Origin of the sequence: Mitsuaria sp. CC2, from assembly GCF_048957715.1 — a bacterium.
GTDB lineage: Bacteria > Pseudomonadota > Gammaproteobacteria > Burkholderiales > Burkholderiaceae_C > Roseateles.
Genome location: NZ_JARVXN010000043.1, coordinates 21,815 through 37,507, shown reverse-complemented (window position 1 = coordinate 37,507; position 15,693 = coordinate 21,815). Strand labels below are relative to the sequence as shown.

The following is a 15,693-nucleotide window of genomic DNA, read 5'->3' as shown; positions in this document are numbered from 1 at the left end:
AAACCAGCCACACTTCGGACAGTGGTTGAGTAGCGGTGCTGCGTGATACGGGCATCGCGTAAGAAAAGACGCGGAAAAAAGGGTTGTGTGGAAACCCTCTCCAATGCAGTCCGGACAAAGCCAAGTTCCAGGCTTTAGGCAGTAACGGAAGCCAATGGGGAACTCTCTCTCATTACACCACCGGAAGGCTGTAATTGGCTCCTGCAACATTCTGGCAAACCCACGCAGGTCGACCGAACTGTGCTGCGGCCATCTAACATCGCTTCGAAACCTGAGAATGCATCGTGGATTTCGATTCTCCTGATTTACCCCAAGAAGATCCGCATGCAGGGCCTCATACTTGGGCCGATTTAGCAATGCAAAGCGCAATGTAATCACCCAAAGTGACGAGTAGGGCTGTATTGTTCCGGGCCACCATGTATATTTCACACGGCTTTGCTGAGCTTCGCCCAGATCAACGCTTTGAATTGTGCGGGACAACGTCGCGTCCTAAAGCTAAAGATCGACACTTACCGCCCGCATATGATCGGCAAATCGATGCTTCGTCAGTGCATCGATCCAACTCTCCTGAGACGTCACTTCACTCCAATCTTCTCCAGAAGCGAGTCGAAAGAGCGCGTCCTCTGCTGCAAGCGCGATGTGCTTCATCGGGAAGTTCCAATCAATTACAGCTCCCGCTGGCAACAGTGCCACCAAGCACTCCCACAAGTTTGCCGCGCAATGCGCCAGACGCTTCCCCTGTTCGAACGCGTCCGGCGCGAAATATGCAAGATAGCTTTTACCATTCTCGCGCGGCCATTGACTATCCTCGTCGTAGCCGTTGAGGATATATTCCAGCTCCTCGATTGACTGCACCCCTGGAAAAGTCCAGTGATCTACGAGGAATCGCGCGCCCACATGCGGATTACCGGTCCTAGCCAGGAGATTGAACTCATAGGCCATTTGATGAGAGGCCACTGAGAACACCGAGAGTGCATAGCCCTCTGAGTCCAAAGTGTTTTGAACGGCGAGGAGCCATAACCATTCCTGTGTAGTCAGCCCTTGGGCTTCATCGACTATCAAGTAGGCAGAGTTAGTCCGGCAACTCCCAGCTGAAGCAATGAAGAATTCTTTTAGAATAGCCAAGCGTTCGTTGGGTGAAGCCCGCTTTCCGCCGTACGCGTGCTTGAACCCGTCCAGCATGCTCATATAAATCTCGGCGGCACTCTTCTGCACAAATGGTCGACTCCACACGTGCAAGGGGACGGGCCCCCCAAAGCGCTCCGCCAGCACGCTCCCTAGATAAAACCTGATTGCTCGAGTCTTCCCGACTCTTGAGGGACCGTAGATGTACCCGCCGGTGACCTTCCCATCTATCCAATCTCCAAGCTTTTCGACAAACGCATCAACGGCAGGGGTGAAGATGGCATATTGACCGGTCACCAGTGGATGCTTGCGGTCAATGTGCTTGGGAAGACGCCTCATCGCTCAGTTCTCCGCGAGCCGACGCGCCGGAAGCGGACGTCGGCTAACGCTTGGTCGAGTCGCTGAGTCCGAAGGTGTCTTCCTAGACGGAGATGATGGTGGCTGCGGCGGTGGCAACGAGCTTTCGGACGATTTTTTCGCCTCTTCGTCCAGTTGCGTCGCCGTCTCTGGTGCAAGCCCAGTCAGCGTTCGGAGTGCACGATCTGCGGCTCGGTCTCCCTCGAAGTTCTGGGCCTCTTGCGCAAGGACGCGTCGCACCGCCAAATAAGCGGGATGAACCGGAAGCTTCTTGTTGGGCTGGGTCTCTACAAACTGCAAGAACGCGCGAATTGCATCGCACCCGAGGCTTTTGAGTCGCTTGCTCTTTTCAAGCGCCTTTATTTGTCTACGGACCGCCAGACTGTGAGGGAGTTTGTCCCACGGTGGGGCCGCCCTCAAAACTCCGACCAGCTCACCGGACGTGAGCGTGCAGCGAGCCACGCGAGCATCATCTTCGAGATGATTGCTCATCCAAACCATTTTCCCAACAAGGTCCTCGCGATCCCTGATCGTCGGACCGCCGTAACGAGCGTTCGCGAAGTTGACATAGGGCGGTCTCCCCTCGCCCGCCCCACCATGAACAGGGCAGAGCTTTCGGTACGTCAATAACCCTTGTACAAGGTTCGGATCAGCTCTCCGTTGGGGCAGCGTTCCGCGATCATCGAGATAGCTCAACATCTGAAGCGGTGACCGATAGCCCAGCGAGGAGTGCGGCGTCGCGTTGTAATTGCAGATTAGGCTCTGTAGGAGTTCTTCCAAATACTCATACTGGAACTGACTGGCGACCGCCACGGCATCCGGCGCTACAACTTTCCGCGCCTGCGGAGATGCGCCCGTTGAGTTCGAGAGTCGTTGTAGGCCGCGGTCGCCCAGCGTCCTAAAGAAAGTCTCGATGAACGGCCGATCGTCAAGACTTCGGCGAACCGAAAAGCTGTTTGCCGGCTCCAGCAGGTCGGAGCCAACGACGAGGGCAAGCTGCTCCTTCACGCTTCTGCAAGTCTCAGCCAAGGCACCGTCCACGCTGGTCTCCTCCCAGCAGAGGCCAACGAAGCGATCTCCCAGCACCGAAGGTAAGCCCGCCCCATCCGCCATGGCTGTGTCGCTGAAGGTGACGGGGCGGGGCACCCAGCGCGTCAAAGCGGACTTGATGGCTCGTAGCACATCGTCTTTTGGCACCTCGCGCCCTAGGCTGAGGAAGTACCCAAGCACCGCGCGCGAATAGGTTTCTATGAGCACTGTGACCCACAGCCTATGGATGATGCGTGCCACCCAGCCGTCCCGGTCAGGCAAGAGAACGCAGAACCGGCCGTCCAACTTATGTCCATCCATCTCCACTCTTTGGAACGGGCGCATCGTTGGCCGATCGACGCCGTCACCCGCGCGCAACTTCCTCACGGCTGACTCGCCGCCTGCATCCTGTGCCAACCGACGAGGGTTGTCTTTGAGAACCGAGTCCGCGTAACGGTTCAAGGCAGCGTAGCCGCCGGGTTGCTCGCTGCTGAATGGCCATTCGCGGCGAATCTCATACTTCCGTGCACGAAGCTCGTCCAGGAACCACCGCCATAGAGAAACTCGAGAACGCTTGACCTCGGTCAGCTCTCCTTTCGCCATCCCGGTAAGGATCTTCCGGTCAAGCTTCTTCTTGAACTCTGGGTCGAGGCTGAGAAGCGCGCTCATAGCGCCGGCGCCGCCGCGCCCGAAGGCATCAATGGCGACTGGCTTAGTTCGGGTGTACGGATTGATTCGCAAGCTCTTTACGAGCGCCCGAAACCCGAAAATTCGCCCATCGGCATGGATCAGCATGCAGCGCTCTTTGATCAGCCGCGTGGCCTGCTTCAGTCCGATTCCGCAGGCACGCTTGATCGCTGCGTTCGAGCTGCCAGCAACGCACATCTCGACGGCCTTCTTCCTATCAAGATAGGCCTTGCGCTTGTCGCGGTCCAAGGCACCGACGTCAGGTGTAGGCCAGGAGCCGAGGTCAAAGTCGGGACGGTCCGTAACTCCGCCGATGTGCCTACCGGGGGGCGTCTTCTCCATACATTCCTCCGACCTCCCAGCATCGCCAGCCAACGAACAAGATGTAGGAATGCGTCAGTTTGAGAACAAACTCTAGGAGATGAAGTGCCAGAAAACAATGGAAGGAATGATGGGTGTGCCTAGGGACGCGGCCGCAGATCCGGGAACAATATTTAGGTTCTGAACGGACGTCGTGGCACGGAGTGCGGAGCCCTGAAGCCATGTCCACGCCGATGTGCACCGTCATCCGAAGTCCGCGCTTGAGCTCAGCAGCGTGCCCTTCGCCGCGAGCCGGGTCAGAACCTCGGCGTCCACGCGTCATCGACAAACGCGCACGCCGCCTTGCATCCGGCCGGTGTCATCTCTTCTCTTGCTTGCCTCTCTCGCCATCTCCCACTTGCGGGCCAGCGGCGGAGGAAGCACGAAGGAACGCCCGCAAGTGCGCGGTGGCCATCCCAAGCCGACGCTGGAGCGCCCTGCCCGGTCGTCGCTCCATGTTCAGAAATCGCGCGGCTTCCGTCAGTGCGGGTGTCATCACCGCCCATCCGAGGGCGAGGACGAGCATGGCTCGGCTAGCGTCTGGAAAAGCCCCCGCGCCGAGTCGAACCGCCGCGAGGTAGGACAGCGGCCCGCCGACCGCGCCCATCAGGCTGGCCAGAAGAGGCCGCCCGTGCAGCCACGCCAGCGGACCGCGCAACAGGGTCGCGAACAGGGCCCAGAGTGCAAGGATCCATATTGGGGCGAACGTGGGCATCGGCCCGGGGGACGCGTAGCTCAGCACGCCCGAACGCAGCATCCAGGTGTCCCACGCCGCGCCCAGCAGAATCGCCAGCAGGGTCATCCGCACCTCCACCATGCGCGCATCGCTCCACGCCCAGTTCAACGCGACGACAGCACCAACGGCCGCCACGCCCCACCCCGGACGACCGTGAGCCGCGCCCAACACGCAAGCGAACCATGCGGCCTGGAACACCGCGAACTGGGCCGCAGCCTTGAGTGCAAGGCGCAGGTTCAATGGGATCTCCCCACCGCGATCGCCAGCCGGGACTCGAAAATCAGCATCAGATGAAGAAGGGACGAGGTCATTGCGGAAAGGTCAATGCCTCGTTCTACGTGCGGCGACGACCGCCGGATCACGGTGTCGTCATCGCCATCCGATCAAACGGGCGGCTCCGACTCGTCACCCGCCTTCAATCGCTCCCGGATCACGGCATTCACCTCCGCCCCATAGATCAGCGTTGTCGCGCTGATGTAGAGGAACACCAGCGTGGCGACCACGCCGGCGAAGCTGCCGTAGAGCAGCGCCAGCTTGCCCGCACTGCGCAGGGTGTACGAGAGCGTCGCCGCCGCCGCGACCCAGAGCGCCGCGCCGACGACCGCGCCGGGCAGCACCGTGCGCAACTTCGTCCGGACGTCGGGCAGCCAGCCGTAGAGCAGCGCATACAGCACCACCAGCACCGGGAAGGCGACGCCGTAGCGCACGCTGTTGCGAAGCCACAGCGTCTCGCGACCCGCGCCCACGCCGCGCTCCAGCGCTTCCCAGACGTAGGGCATGACGATGACCGAGCTGAAGATGGCGAGGATGGCGCCGCCCACGATCAGCGTGAACAGCGTGACCTTGAGGCGCGCCCGCCAGAACGGCAGGCCGCGTTCGACGGCGTAGGCGCGGTTCAGCGCGGTGCGCACCGCCTGCATGCCGGACGACGCCGTCCACAAGGTGACGAACAGGCCGATCGCCAGGAGCGCCTGGCTGCGCTGCGCCAGCACCTGGTTGACCACCGGTTGGAGCGCGCTGCGCACCAGCGGTGGCGCGTACTCGACGATCCGACCCGCGAGCGCGGCCGCATCCCCGGGCGATCCGATGTACGCCGCCCCGGCCGATAACAGCAGCAAGAGCGGGAACATCGACAGCACCATCGAGAACGCCATGCTCCCCGCCTGGTTGGCGCTCTGGTGCAGCACGTAGTTGCGGATGGCGAGCAGCAGCAAGCCGACGACGGGCGTGCGGATGGCTGCGATGCGCGCCCAACGCGCGAGCCCGGCAAGCCTTGAAGCATTCATGTAGAATTCTCTGAACTATTCATGGAAGATTCAGATTGGCCGGATCAGGCGACATTTCCGAGAACGATCTCGTACAGGCGCTGGCGCGTGCGCTGAGAGAGGGACCGCGTGTCGGAAGTGACCTCATCGCCCGTTTGGGAGTGAGCCAGCCAACATTGTCTCGAACTATTCGTTCAGGCATTCTTCCTATTACCAGTTTTCGTATTCGCGGCGTCCGAACGCCCAAGTACGCCCTACTCCGCCAACTGCCGCAGAGGCTGGCGTCCAGGCAGCGTGTCAGCCGACTGCTGGCATCCGGCTCCGTCGTTCCGTTTGCGGAATTGGAGTTCCTCAGCGGCGGAGCGACCTTGGAGCGCTTGGCCGGGGACAACGGACGCGTCACGCTCTACGAAGGGCTACCGCCGTACATCAATTTCGCCTCCCCGTCGGGCTTTCTGGGCAAGCAACTCGCCCAGGACCTGGCTCGAACACAAGGCTTCCCGCAGAGTCTGCGCGACTGGAGCGACGAGCACCGCATCGTCTATCTGTTCTCGCGAGGCCTCAACCTCCCGGGCAACCTCGTGTTCGGCAATACCTCTCTGCAAATGGAGCTGGAACTCCGCAAGGCCAGGGCGACTCCGGTCACCGAAAAGCCGCTCGCCTACTTGGCGATGGCGACCGCCCTGAAGGGCTCGGCCTACGGCTCCAGTGTCGGCGGCGAGCAGCCCAAGTTCCTCTGGCTCACCGAGGACGCCGGCCACGTGATCGTCAAGTTCGCCAAGCTGGGCAGCCGGATGGCGGAGCTGTTGCCGCTCGAGCACCTGGCGCTTCGATCGCTGGCCGAGGTGGGCGTGCCCGCCGCCCGCACGCAGTTGCTGGCGGCTGGCGACTACGTGTTCCTGGAAGTCCAGCGCTTCGATCGCGTGGGACTCAACGGCCGCGTGGGCATGCTCTCCGCGGGCGCCGTCGACGACGAATTCTTCGGCAAGCGCGACAGCTGGTCGGAGTTCGCCGCGCGCTGCGTGGCAGCGAAGTACCTGTCCGCCGAGGACGCCCGACACGTCCATACGATGGCCGCCTTCAGCGAACTGATCGGCAACGGCGATCGGCACTTCGAGAACCTCTCGCTGCTCATCGACGAGCGCGGGGAATACCAGGGCATCGCGCCCGCCTACGACATCCTGCCCATGCGATACGCTTCCATCGGCGGCGGCGTGGATCCGGATCTTCGCCCGATCGAGCCCAAGGTCGGCCCGATAGGCGCCCGTCCCGAGGTCTGGGAACAGGCCTCCCGCGCCGCGCAGCGCTTCTGGACCGCAGCCCAGACCGAAACCCTGGCCGCGCCGCTGTCGGACGACATGAAGGCACTCGCCGCCGAGAACCTGACGGCGGTCTGGGAGTTCGTCGCCCCTCTGGTTCCCGCCCATCCAGCCGCCCCGAACGGCGCTCGATGAGCACACTGCCCAAGGCATCCATGAAAGCACCTCCGCGTCTCCAATCCCTGATCGAGGAAGGCCTGATCGACACCGTCGTGCGGCAGCTGATGAGCGGCAAGGAAGCGCTGGTCTACGTGGTGCGCTGCGGCGACGAGACCCGCTGCGCCAAGGTCTACAAGGAGGCCACGCATCGCAGCTTCCGCCAGGCCGTCGACTACACCGAGAACCGCAAGACCAAGAACAGCCGGCAGGCGCGCGCCATGGCCAAGGGCACGAAGTTCGGGCGACAGGCGCAGGAAGCCGCCTGGCAGAACGCCGAGGTCGATGCGCTCTACCGCCTGGCCGGCGCCGGCGTGCGCGTGCCGCGGCCCTACAACTTCATGGACGGCGTGCTGCTGATGGAGCTGGTCGTCGACGAGAACGGCGACGCGGCACCGCGCCTGAACGACTCGATGTTCACGGCCGAGGAAGCCCGCCTCCACCACCAGCGTCTGCTGGTCGAAGTCGTGCGCATGCTCGGCGCCGGCGTGGTGCACGGCGACCTGTCCGAGTTCAACATCCTGCTGGCCGCCGACGGCCCCGTGATCATCGACCTGCCGCAGGCGGTCGACGCCGCGGGCAACAACCACGCCAAGCGCATGCTGCTGCGCGACGTCAACAACCTGCGCGACTTCTTCGGCGGTTTCGCCCCGGACCTGCTCAGCACCGACTACGGACACGAGATCTGGGCCCTGTACGAAAGCGGCAACCTCACGCCCGATACGCCGCTGACGGGTCGCTTCAAGCACGCGACCGGTCCGGTCGACCTCGGCGAAGTGATCCGCGAGATCGACGACGCCGTCGACGAGGAAGCCGCGCGGCGTCTGCGGATGCAGTGAGCCCCGCGCCGGGGATCGAAGCGCGGCAGGCACTGGGCGTCAGGGCGGCCAGCGCAGGTCGACGACCGCCTCACTTGTCGCGGTCGTAGCTCCCCGTGCCGAGATAGACCGACCGGTTGTCGCCGTCGACCGGGAAGCTGAGCAGCCGCTCGGTGTGGCCGTCGTCGTACTCGAGCGTGATCGCATAACCGCTCAGCTGATAACGGCCGCGGCGGCTGGCGCCATCATCCTTGGTGCGCGTGCCGCTGCTGACGCCGACGTCCCCCAGCCCCGTGCTGACGGTGCTGCTGCCCGTGCTGCTGCTGCCCTTGCCGTCGCCGTGCGACGAGCCCGCGATCACCGTGCCCGTGATCGCCTGCAGGCTGCCGGTGCTGGAGATCGCGCTGAAGCTGCGCTCGAACCGCCCGTCCTTCGTGAAGCGGATGCCGCGCGTGGCCGAGGTGCCGCCGGTGATCATGCTGCCGGTGACGCTGCGCCGGCTGAAGCTGCCCTCCAGCCGCGCATCCGCCGGCCACGGGCGCACCGCCTCGTGCTGCTCGGGCCTCCAGTCGCCCGACGTGCGGCCGTCGTCATCCTGTGCCTGCATCGCGTAGCCCTTGCCGGCGCTGCGCCAGCGGCCCCAGCGCTGCGGCTCCAGCCGGCGCGAGGCGGCGACGTCGAGCTGGTCCGGCGGCATCTCGGTGCGGCCGTAGACGCTGCCGTCGCGCAGCAGGAAGCGCACGTCCTCCTCCCAGCGCGTGCCGTTGAGGTTGTTGGCCTGGCCGTGGATCACGACGGCGGCCAGGTCCTTGTCGGCCAGGCCCTTGCCCGGCGCGGTCGACACGCGCCGCAGCGCCACTGCCTTGCGGGCCAGCGGGGTCTGCGCCAGCGGCGACGGCGTCAGGCCCGACGCATCGTTGACCAGCGCCGCGTCGGCCAGGTCCATCGACAGCCGGTTCAGCGAGGTGACCACGCCGCGCAGCACGATCTCCCGGCCCACCCAGGGTTCGGCGTTGAACTTCAGGTGGATGAGCTGTCCTCCGATCCGGTCGCCCTGCTCCTGCTGGAGGTGGAAGTTCTCCGGACGGCGCATGTCACGGGCCACGCGGCCTTTCACATAGACCACGCCGAGCTTGCGGCGGGCCGCCTCCTCGGAAATCACGAGCCAGTTGCCGCGCTGCTCGGTCAGGGCGATGACCTGGCTGGGCAGCAAGACCTGGCCCCGCGCGGGCTCGGCGGCGACGGGCAGCGGCGTGATCGGCATGACGAGGTTGGCCTGCACGATCGCGCGCGCCACGGCGCCCGCCTGCGGATAACGCGCGGCGACGTCCTTGCCGCCGCCCTGCCACTCGCGCGCGAGCGTGGCGCAGGCCTGAGGGTCGCTCAGCACGCGCTGGCGCATAGGCTCGACGAGCTTGTCCCAGGGCGCATCGGCACCGCGCCGCTGCATCATGCGGGTGAGCACCACGCGCATCGGCGCGATCTGATAGCGCGCCCGCCAGGCGATCCAGGCTTCGCGCATCGCGGGAACCGCATCCGCGCCGATGTCATCGCAGGCGCCGATCGCGGCTTCCGACATCACGTCGTAGCTCACGGCTTCGACGAGCTGGCTCATGGCGGCGGAATCGGTGACCAGGCTCCTGGCGTCGGGCACGGCGTGGGCGGAGAGCGCGATCAGCGCGGCGGCACTGGCGGCACTGGCGGTTGTGGCGCCGAAGGCGGCACGGGCCGCGAACGCGGCTCGAAGGACGGGCAAACGCATGCGATCGGATCCGGAGACTCGGAGGACCACATCCTGACCGCGGCGGGCCGTCGCGGCCACAGCCCGGACGGGGAAGCGTCGGTCTGGGACTTGACGAGCCGCCCCGGATCACTTCGTCCGGATCACTTCGTCCAGATTACGCCGTCCGGATCACCGGCTCGCAGAGCACCGGGAAGTTCAACGAGTTCGCGACGAAGCACTGCTCGTGCGCGTCGTGGTGCAGGCGCCGGGCGAGTTCGACGTCGTCACCGGCGCGCACGGTGACGCCGGGCCGCAGGACGATCCGCGTGAAGCGGCCCTTCTCGCCTTCGACCATGGTGCCTTCGGCCTCGTCCACGTAGTCGAGCACGGCGATGCCGGCTTCGGCGCACAGGTGGAGGTACCAGAGCTTGTGACAGGCGCTGGTCGAGGCCACCAGCAGGTCCTCCGGGTTCCAGCGGGTCCTGTCGCCCAGGAAGGCCGGGTCGGACGATCCCGGGATGGTCGGCTTGCCGGCGGACTCGATCTCATGGTCGCGGCCATAGGCCTTGTAGGCCGAGGTGCCGGTGCCGCGGTTGCCGGTCCAGCGCACGGTGACCGTGTAGCGGTGTTCGCGATGTCCCATCTTGGGTAGCTCCTGTCGGGATTCCGAGTAGATCAGACGAATCGTACGCACCCCGCACATCGGGGTAGATATGTGCGGAAGGCAACATTTAGACTGACAAGAAATTGAAGTCGGGTTGAGGGAGAGGAATGGAAACGACATCGGGCTGGGAGGCCCTGCTCCTGGGGGGCGCGCTCGTGGCGGCACTGGTCATCGCCATCTTCGGCAGCGTCAGGCGCGCCGTGCGTCGCGACGCCAGTCTGAGCGCGGACGAACTCGATCAGCGGGACAAGGACGACGCCTGGTGACAGGCGGGATGCCGGCGCCCGGCGCGTGCGGTGGATGAGCGCCAAGGGAATGCATAAGCACCTGCGCATCGCGTCGTAGCCAAGGCCTTGCGCCTAGGCGATCCTGACGTCGACCTTTGCCGTGTGCTCTTCCGAGCATTTCAAGCCTGGGAGTCCCGCCTCCCGGGCTTTTTCTCGTCCGCGCGGCCAGTCGCCCGAGGTCCGGCAGTTCGTCGCGGAGCGCTTCGCGGATTCGCTCGTGGTGGCGTTCTGAATCGAATTCATCCGGCGCACTTCAAGCGCCCGTATCCCCACAGCAGCAGCGCGCCCGCGGCCAACACCGCGACGCCGACGATCGCGCCGGAGCTGACGTAGACCACGCTGGACCACAGCACATAGGCGCTGCAGCCGACGAACAGCAGCGGCAGCACCGGGTACAGCGGCACGCGGAACGGCCGCAGATGCGTCGGCGCCTTGCGGCGCAGCACCAGCACGGCCAGCCCGCTGAGCGTCATGAAGCACCAGTACACCGGCGACAGGTAGTCGACCATCGTCGAGAACCCGTCGCGCGTCGCCGCGCCGAAGGCGACCAGCGCCAGCGCCATGCCGCTGGTGGCGATCACCGCGACGGTCGGCGTGCCGCGATCGGCATCCCAGCGCGCGAGCTGCAGCTCCGCCGCGAGATCGCGCGCAGCGGCGTAGGTCGTGCGCGGGCCGGCGATCAGGATCGCGTTCATCACCGACAACGCCGTGAGCGTCACCACGCCGACCATGAGGAGCTCCGCGCCGCGGCCGAACACCACGCGCATGGCCTCCGCGGCCGGTGCGCCGCTTGCGGCCAGTCCGCCCAGACCGAGCACCCGCACGTAGGCCCAGTTGGCGAGCAGATAGAGCGCGGTCACCGTGCCCAGGCCCAGCAGCAGCGCCCGCACGATGCCGCGGCGGGGATCCTTCATCTCGGCGGACAAGGTGGCCGCGTCGCTCCAGCCGCCGTAGGCGAGGAACACGAACACCATCGCGGTGCCCCAGGAAACCGTCGCGGTACCGAGGACCTCAGGACCGGTCGACCCGGCGGTTGCGCCCGCAAGACCAGGTCCGGCGGCTGCGGCCGGCGCCAGGCCTTGCCACTGTTGCCAACCCGCGCCGATTCCGAGCAGCAACAGCCCGCCGATGACCAGCGTCGTCAGGCCGAGCTGCGTGCCCAGCCCCACCCGCACGCCGAGCAGATTGAGCCCCGTGAGCGCGACGATCAGGCCGCCCGCGAGCCAGGCGCTGACGGACTCGCCGAGCCAGGGCGAGAGGTCGACGACCTGCGCGAGGTAGTCCCCGAACACGAAACCGAGCAAGGCCATCGAGCCCGTGTGGATCACCGCAAAGCGCGACCACGCGAAAAGGAAGCCGAGTCGCGCGCCGAAAGCGCGGCGCAGGAAGTGGTAGTCGCCGCCGGCGTCGGGGAAGGCCGCGGCGAGTTCCGCGAAGCACAGGCCGCCGATGAAGGAGAGCACCCCGCCCAGGGCCCAGGCGAGGTAGAGCTGCTCCGGCGTGGCCAGGAACTGCGCCACCATCGGCGAGGTCTTGAAGATGCCCGCGCCGACGACCATGCCAATGCACAGCGCCATCGCGTGGCGGACGTCGAGGATGCGCTGCGGTTGCACGCTGGAAGGGTCGTCGGCAGGAACGGGCGAAGGCATGGATGAGACGTCGACTCTTGAACGGGACGCGCGATGCTAATTGCCATCCGTCCCGTCGCGAACGCCGTGATGCCTGGGTCTTGCGATACGCTCGCTGCGCAAGGCCTCACGGCATCAGCCCACCGCCAGATGCCGCGGGCGGGAGACCAGACATGAAGAACCAGCTTTCGGCCCTCCAAGGCGACATCACCCGTTTGCAAGTCGACGCCATCGTCAACGCCGCCAACTCGTCCCTGCTGGGCGGCGGGGGGGTCGACGGCGCCATCCATCGTGCGGCGGGTCCGGACCTGGTCCACGAATGCCGCCTGCTCGGCGGCTGCAAGACGGGCGACGCGAAGCTGACCCGCGGCTACCGGCTTCCGGCGCGGCACATCGTCCACACGGTGGGACCCGTCTGGCGCGGCGGCGCTTCCGGCGAGCCGGAAGCGCTGGCCTCCTGTTACGCGCGCTCGATCGAGATCGCGGCCGCGGCGGGCGTCCGCTCGATCGCCTTTCCGAGCATCAGCACCGGCATCTTCGGCTATCCCATCGAGCAGGCCAGCCGCGTCGCCATCGCGAGCGTTCGACGTGCCATCGAGCAGCATCCGGCGATCGAGTCCGTCGTGTTCTGCTGCTTCTCCGCGGCTGACCTGGCGGTCTACGAAGCGGTGCTGCGGGAGCTGGATCCCGCATGAGCGCGGCGGCCGCGGAGGCGGCTTGACGGGTGGCTCAATCTCGCGACGGTGATCGGAATCCCCGGAACGCCACCCTCGCCAGCACGGCCACGAACAGCAGCGCGGCGGCATCCAGCACGAGCATCTCCATGCCCGGGGGCACCCGCTTGGCCGGGTCGGCCGCTTGACCGAGGTGTGTCGCGCCGATGCCGTAGGCCTCGACGAAGCTCATCGCGGTGAGCCAGGTCGCCGCCGCCGCGATCCCGATGGCCAGGACCGTGGCCGCGCTGGCCAAGAAGTAACTCCGCTTCCGAGGGACGGTGGCGGTCACGCGGTCTTCGCCCGCGCCCGCCGCAGAACCTGCCTGCATGTTCAATCCTCCAATTGCTCCAGGAGGCGTTGTATGCGGGTGCCTTGCTCTTTCGGACCGTCGTGTCGCGAGCTGCGGATGGAGCGGTTGAACGGCCTGTTGCGGTGATCAGCCGGGCGCCGAGGCGCCCTTCGCCGGCGCGTCTGCCGGTACCGGCCACAGCGCGTCGACCGGCCGCTCCAGCACCCGCGCCGCCGCCGGATGGAACACCGCCGGCGCCAGCCGGCCTTGGGCAGCGGCATCGGCGAGCCAGCGCTCGATCGACCCGCCCTTCTCCGCCCAGCGATCCTGGCGCAGCAGACCATACAGTCCGGCGGCGATCACGTGGATGCCGTCGTCCGACCTGCGCCAGCGGTCCGCCGGGTTGCGGGCCACGCCCAGCGCCTCGCTGATCATCTGGTCCAGCGCCTGGCACAGGTCCTCGTCCATCAGGCCCTTCAGCGTCGTATAGCCCCAGCGCGGATCGTGGTCGCGCACGATCCTCGTGATCAGCGGATCGCGACCGAACGCGGCAAGCGCCGCGGTCGCCGCCGGGCCGTCCATCGGCATCGGCGGATGGAGCATCTCGTGCGCGGCGATCCGCACCGTGGTCGCGGTGTCGTAGTCGGCCGCCTGCAGGAAGGTCTGACCCTGCACCTTGATGCCGTGAGGTTTGGAGAACTGCAGCAGCACGATCTGGATCTCCGGCTCGAAGCGGCGGCCGGTCAGCTTTTCCTGCCATGAGATCACGTCGAAACCGGCCAGCGCCCGCCCCACTTCGGCGATGCGCCGGTCCAGGTCATCGCCGATCCGCGCCTTGCGGAAAGCGGCGAATCCTGCGCGCTGCATCGCGCTGAAGATCGCATCGAGGCGAGGCGCCGCGCGATCGAACCAGGCCCAGTCCTGTTCGCTCCAGTAGCTGCTGGCCTTGTAGCCCGGCAGGATGGCCGTCTGCCGCGCCCGGAGCGCGGTCAGCAGCGTGGCGATCGTGGCGTCGTGCCCGTTGGCGGAAAACAGCACCTGCAGGTTGGGACCGAGCAGGCCGAAGCCGTCCTTCGTCGCTTCGTTCCACAACCGCGCCACGTCGCTGCGCACCGCCTCCGGCAGGCGAGGCGCGAAGACCGCGGCGTCGTCGCTGTAGAAGTCCAGGTACAGCGGCGTGCCCGACAGCGGCCCCAGGAAGGCGATCGCATCGAAGCCTTCGGAAGCCCGCACCCGCCATCGCGTGCGGTTGGTCCGGGTCTGGGCGCCGAGGGACTCGACGGCGAGCAGGGATGCCACCGAAGCGAGCAGCGGCAGATGGAGGAAGGTTCGTCGTTGCATGCCTCGATGCTAGGCACGCGAACGGATCCATGCTTGAACGGACTTAACCCAGCCAGCGCGTCGGCGTTCGCCCGGTCAGGGCGACGACGGCGCGTGTCAGGTGCGCCTGATCGGCGAAGCCCGTCTCGGCGGCGAGCGTCGCCATCGACCCCTGCCATCCGGGCAGTTGGCGCAATGCCTGCAGCGTTCGCAACTCCAGGCGGTAGCGTTTCGGACTGATGCCGTAGGCACGGTGAAAGCCACGGCTGAGCGATTGCGGCGCGATGCCCATGGTGTCGGCCCACTCGGCCAGTCCGAGCGTCGGATCCTCCGCGAGCGCCGCCGCCAGCAGATCCGGCCAGTCACCCAGTCGAACCGTCGAAGCACGGAAGGTCCGGCACAGCAATCGGGCGGCCTCGTCCGGATCCCGCTCGGCGAGCCGGGCAATCGCGTCGGGGTCATCGACCTGACCGAACGCCTGGCCGATGTCGGCCCCGGTCGACGGCAGATTCAGCACGCGGGCGCCCGCGCGGAAGAATTCGTTCAGATGCGACTCGTGCTGGCCATGGAACACGGCCTGGCCGGCCTCGACGCGCAGGCGGCCGCGATCGCCGGCCTCCATGTAGCCGCCGGCGAGCACCAGCGCGACGTAACCCTCGCCGTGGCGATGACGCGCCATCCGCTCAAAGGCGCCGTGCACGGTGATGCCGGTCGTCATGGATTCAGGCACTCACCCGACGTCGAGTCGGAGTTGTCGGTGGAGATGTGCAAAACGGGCCTCATCGGGGAGTCGGGCGCACAGAGGATATCCTCCGTGTGAAACGAGGACACGCCATGGCCAAGTACCTGATCTCCTTCCCCAGCGCCGCGATGGTCGTCCCCGACGGGGAATGGGACGCGGTGGTCCGCGACTCCCACGCGGTGGTCGAGGAGGCGAAAGCAGCCGGCGTCTATGTCTTCGCCGGCGGCATCGACGAGAGCGTTCCCCCGGTGCTCGTCTCCGGGGACGGCAGCGTCGCCGACGGCGGCTATCCCGGGGCCCCCGCGCTCAACGGCGGATTCTGCGTGCTGGAGCTGCCCTCGCGCGAGGCGGCCATCGACTGGGCCGCGCGCCTCGCCAAGGCCTGTCGCTGCCAGCAGGAACTCCGTGTGTTCTTCTTCGATCCGGCGTCCTGATTCCAGTTCGGCCCGGTGCACGCAACGGCGTCGCCCTG

15 protein-coding genes are annotated in these 15,693 nt (G+C 66.2%); 5 read left to right on the top strand and 10 right to left on the bottom strand.

The window, feature by feature from the left end:
- Positions 1–495: 495 nt before the first annotated feature.
- From PV762_RS27205 to PV762_RS27190, 4 genes are all read right to left on the bottom strand, one after another.
- Positions 496–1,464 (bottom strand): ATP-binding protein, encoded by a 969-nt coding sequence (locus PV762_RS27205; RefSeq protein WP_421038126.1) that lies wholly within the window; start codon positions 1,462–1,464, stop codon positions 496–498.
- A 3-nt stretch (positions 1,465–1,467) separates the two neighbouring features.
- Positions 1,468–3,447 (bottom strand): hypothetical protein, encoded by a 1,980-nt coding sequence (locus PV762_RS27200; RefSeq protein ID WP_421038125.1) that lies wholly within the window; start codon positions 3,445–3,447, stop codon positions 1,468–1,470.
- Between the two features lie 430 nt (positions 3,448–3,877).
- Positions 3,878–4,534: a DUF2878 domain-containing protein gene (locus tag PV762_RS27195; protein WP_421038124.1), complete on the bottom strand. Its 657-nt coding sequence runs from the start codon at positions 4,532–4,534 to the stop codon at positions 3,878–3,880.
- Between the two features lie 143 nt (positions 4,535–4,677).
- Entirely contained in the window at positions 4,678–5,580 is a 903-nt protein-coding gene (locus PV762_RS27190) for a YihY/virulence factor BrkB family protein (protein ID WP_421038123.1), read from the bottom strand.
- A gap of 35 nt (positions 5,581–5,615) precedes the next feature.
- Here PV762_RS27190 and PV762_RS27185 point away from each other — a divergent pair, with 35 nt between their 5' ends.
- On the top strand, positions 5,616–7,013 hold the full coding sequence (locus PV762_RS27185) for a HipA domain-containing protein (protein WP_421038122.1): 1,398 nt from the start codon (positions 5,616–5,618) through the stop codon (positions 7,011–7,013).
- A 20-nt stretch (positions 7,014–7,033) separates the two neighbouring features.
- Positions 7,034–7,873, top strand: a complete 840-nt coding sequence (locus tag PV762_RS27180) for a PA4780 family RIO1-like protein kinase (RefSeq protein ID WP_421038121.1) — start codon at positions 7,034–7,036, stop codon at positions 7,871–7,873.
- Positions 7,874–7,943: 70 nt separating this feature from the next.
- On the opposite strand, the gene PV762_RS27175 is transcribed toward PV762_RS27180, so the two are convergent.
- Positions 7,944–9,614: a hypothetical protein gene (locus PV762_RS27175; RefSeq protein WP_421038120.1), complete on the bottom strand. Its 1,671-nt coding sequence runs from the start codon at positions 9,612–9,614 to the stop codon at positions 7,944–7,946.
- A 136-nt stretch (positions 9,615–9,750) separates the two neighbouring features.
- Complete coding sequence (locus tag PV762_RS27170; protein ID WP_421038119.1) at positions 9,751–10,218, bottom strand: OsmC family protein; 468 nt, start codon at positions 10,216–10,218, stop codon at positions 9,751–9,753.
- 128 nt (positions 10,219–10,346) lie between these two features.
- Here PV762_RS27170 and PV762_RS27165 point away from each other — a divergent pair, with 128 nt between their 5' ends.
- Complete coding sequence (locus PV762_RS27165; RefSeq protein ID WP_421038118.1) at positions 10,347–10,505, top strand: hypothetical protein; 159 nt, start codon at positions 10,347–10,349, stop codon at positions 10,503–10,505.
- 260 nt (positions 10,506–10,765) lie between these two features.
- Here PV762_RS27165 and PV762_RS27160 read toward each other — a convergent pair whose 3' ends face one another.
- A complete protein-coding gene (locus PV762_RS27160) occupies positions 10,766–12,175 on the bottom strand; it encodes an APC family permease (protein ID WP_421038117.1) in 1,410 nt (469 codons plus the stop codon).
- A gap of 152 nt (positions 12,176–12,327) precedes the next feature.
- On the opposite strand from PV762_RS27160, the gene PV762_RS27155 reads away from it, so the two are divergent.
- On the top strand, positions 12,328–12,849 hold the full coding sequence (locus PV762_RS27155) for an O-acetyl-ADP-ribose deacetylase (protein ID WP_421038116.1): 522 nt from the start codon (positions 12,328–12,330) through the stop codon (positions 12,847–12,849).
- Between the two features lie 34 nt (positions 12,850–12,883).
- Here PV762_RS27155 and PV762_RS27150 read toward each other — a convergent pair whose 3' ends face one another.
- From PV762_RS27150 to PV762_RS27140, 3 genes are all read right to left on the bottom strand, one after another.
- The gene (locus tag PV762_RS27150) at positions 12,884–13,198 is read right to left on the bottom strand and encodes a hypothetical protein (protein WP_421038115.1); all 315 of its coding nucleotides are present in this window, start codon (positions 13,196–13,198) and stop codon (positions 12,884–12,886) included.
- Positions 13,199–13,306: 108 nt separating this feature from the next.
- On the bottom strand, positions 13,307–14,500 hold the full coding sequence (locus PV762_RS27145) for a hypothetical protein (protein ID WP_421038114.1): 1,194 nt from the start codon (positions 14,498–14,500) through the stop codon (positions 13,307–13,309).
- 43 nt (positions 14,501–14,543) lie between these two features.
- The gene (locus PV762_RS27140; protein ID WP_421038113.1) at positions 14,544–15,197 is read right to left on the bottom strand and encodes a helix-turn-helix domain-containing protein; all 654 of its coding nucleotides are present in this window, start codon (positions 15,195–15,197) and stop codon (positions 14,544–14,546) included.
- A 116-nt stretch (positions 15,198–15,313) separates the two neighbouring features.
- On the opposite strand from PV762_RS27140, the gene PV762_RS27135 reads away from it, so the two are divergent.
- The gene (locus PV762_RS27135; RefSeq protein ID WP_421038112.1) at positions 15,314–15,655 is read left to right on the top strand and encodes a YciI family protein; all 342 of its coding nucleotides are present in this window, start codon (positions 15,314–15,316) and stop codon (positions 15,653–15,655) included.
- Positions 15,656–15,693: the final 38 nt, after the last annotated feature.